The sequence below is a fragment of the uncultured Methanobrevibacter sp. genome (assembly GCF_937906425.1).
GTDB lineage: Archaea > Methanobacteriota > Methanobacteria > Methanobacteriales > Methanobacteriaceae > Methanobrevibacter.
The window spans coordinates 1-2,954 of the sequence record NZ_CALCYR010000297.1; the positions used below are offsets into that span (position 1 = coordinate 1).

General features: G+C 28.7%; 2 protein-coding genes. Both read left to right on the forward strand.

All coding sequences use genetic code 11. The features are described 5' to 3' along the window. Positions 1-659 precede the first annotated feature (659 nt). Positions 660-1,814, forward strand: coding sequence for a zinc ribbon domain-containing protein (locus Q0138_RS08655; protein ID WP_297983477.1), 1,155 nt, complete (start codon positions 660-662; stop codon positions 1,812-1,814). 200 nt (positions 1,815-2,014) lie between these two features. Next, on the forward strand, positions 2,015-2,845 hold the full coding sequence (locus Q0138_RS08660; RefSeq protein ID WP_297983480.1) for an ion channel: 831 nt from the start codon (positions 2,015-2,017) through the stop codon (positions 2,843-2,845). The last annotated feature ends 109 nt before the right edge of the window (positions 2,846-2,954 follow it).

Sequence of the window (2,954 nt, forward strand, 5' to 3'; positions counted from 1 at the left end):
CAAAACTATGTCTTTATTTATAGATAAAGAGGTTTTTTCCTCTTTATTTATTTTTATTCTATTTTTTTGCATTTTTTTGATAAATAGGTTTTTTCCTCTTTATTTATTTTTAACTTTTTTTATTATTTTATTTACAATTCAAGTTCAATTTTTTAAAAATTATTTCTTTGCTTATTTTAAATTATAGTTCTGGATAAAAAATTTTTTTAATTATTGATTATAATTTTTTTTATTCAGTTTTCATAAAATTATTCATTCTAACTATTTATAATACTTCTTTTTAATATTTTCTGCATTTTTTCTATTAAATCAAATAAAAAAAGTACTCATATGCTTTTTTTATTGATTTCCCACTTGTTCTATTGGATTTAAGTGCGGAGAATTGTGGGCAGGTAAATAAATTCGATATTTGGGATTTAATAATGTGCTGCTTATAATCAATAAGATTTATTGAATTTTTCGGATTTAATAATGCGCTGCTTTTAATCAATAAGATTTATTGAATTTTTAGATTTTAATAATCACTACTTTAATCAATAAGATTTATTGAATTTTTAGAATTTATTAATCACTGCTTTTAATCAATAAGATTTATTGAATTTTATATACTAAAAAATCTAAATAATATATTAAACTTGGAAAAGTTAAGGGGGAATTTAATGAGTTTATGGAATGCCTATTCTTCTACCTTGTATGGAGAAGGAAAAATCAGCAAAGTATTAGAGAAAAAATATGGCATGAAGTATTATAAGGCTTCATCTGCTATGAAAAAGGACAATATTCATGGATTTAAGTTATTTCTTTTAAGAAACAAGGGTATCAAGCTGAAAGAAGTCAATGAAAATGACATCGACGGATTGGTTCAGGAATATTGGAATCATATTGATGAGATTGCACAAAAGACCACTGGATATGAAGGATTTAAAAACGGTGTGACTTACCAGGCCAAATTCGCAGGAATCAATACAACCACAACAGGTATTGCAAATGCCAACAACGGCTGGGGCGGAGGTTTTGCAACAAGCAAATCACAAGTGGATTTCTTCACCTGCAAGTTCCATATGGAAGGAGATGTTTTTGTCTATGGAGAGCAAGGCAATAGGGTAATGGGAAGCTTCAGCATAAAAAACATCAAATCCATCCGCCTTGACAACAAGCAGCTCAATATCATTGACGAATATAACAACAGAATAATGATAAGGCATGGAATTATTTCAACAATCTCATTGCAAACTCTTCAGGAGTATATTTTAAAATTAAGGGAAGAGTTACTTGAAAATGATCAATCAATAGCTAGGAATCCTGCATTAGAAAGCAATAGGGATGCTGCTTCAGAAATTGAGAAGTTTTTCAATCTCAAAGAAAAGGGAATCATTTCCGAAGAAGAGTTTGAACTTAAGAAAAAAGAGCTTTTAGGTTTGTCTGAGAGTGTTGAAACATCTCAAAACCTTCTTAAGGATAGAGAAAATTCTATTGGGGCTGCTCAAAGCCTAGTTAATTCAGAAGATAGTTTTGATGAATTATCACTAGACACTGAGGAGAGTTTTGATGAATTTTCACTAGACACTGGGGAGGGTCTTTATGAAAGAGCTCAGAACCTTGTTAATGAGGGAGATGACTTTGCTGATTCAGTTCAACGCAGTATGGATATTGAGGAAAAAATTATATGTCCGAATTGCAATAGCGAACTTTCTTCAAAAGTAAAATTCTGCACTCAATGCGGTTATAAATTAGATTTAGAATGTCCTAGTTGCGGCAATGGAATTCATGAGGATGACATGTTCTGCACAAACTGTGGCTTTAGGCTAAATTAATATTAAATTATTAGCTTGATTTTTTTTATACGATTTTTTATTTTATTTTATTTTGTCATGTTTTATAAATTATTGCAGTTTTTATAGGAATTTCTGCATAATTTAATTTTGCTTGTAGATTAATGTGTAATTATTATAGAAAAATTCTTCAAAACATATTTTAGGTTGTTAATAGGGATATAAAAAAGTTTAAACCCTATTTGGGATCATTATTTGATATTTTAGTAATTTTTGATTTGATTCTAATTTTTATTTCTTTGCCTGTCCCAAGAATTCATTTAATTGACTATGCAGGCTTTGTAAAATATTATGATTTAACAATATGCGCTCTTTTATTAATCGAATTTTTCTATGGATTATACAAATCAGATACCAAATTGGAATTTACTAAAGAGCATTTTTTAGATTTTATAGCCTCAATACCATTTGATGAAGTGTTTTTATTATTCGGTTCAGTTTCTATAATCCTGAATTTAACTCGTTTTTTAAGATTAGTAAGACTTGTCAGAGTATTTAGGGCGGTTAATATAGTGAAGAAATATGATTTGGAAAAAGTTATTAAACGTACCAATATCGATAAAATATTGCTTGTGGTATTGGTAGTGATTATTTTCTTTACAATTTTATTAACAGTCACTGATGATTCTCATAATATTTTCGACAGTTTGTATTTTGTTATAATTACTTTAACAACCGTAGGTTATGGGGATATGGGATTCACCTCTCCCCTTGGAAAATTTATTTCATTTTTCCTAATCATAGCTGGAGTGCTTGTATTCAGTACAATCACAGGGGTAATTTCATCCTTCTTTACAGATAGGGTCTTGAAAGAGGGCATCAGTACAAACGAAAACCTGCATTTCATTAATCAGAAATTAAATTTTCACGAAATTGAATTGGAAAAAACTAGGAATGAATTGACTGAAGTCAAAAAGGAATTGGAAAAATCAAATGAGTATTCTGAAGAGTTGAAGCAAGAATTGTCTGATTTGAAGGAAATGATTAAGGAAAATAATCAAAAAGAGTCTTAAACGGATTTTTAATGTTTTGCATTAAATTAATTTATTTTTAACTTTTATTCTTTTTTTAATTTATTTATAAACTGCTAGATCGGAAGAGCACACGTCTGAACTCCAGTCA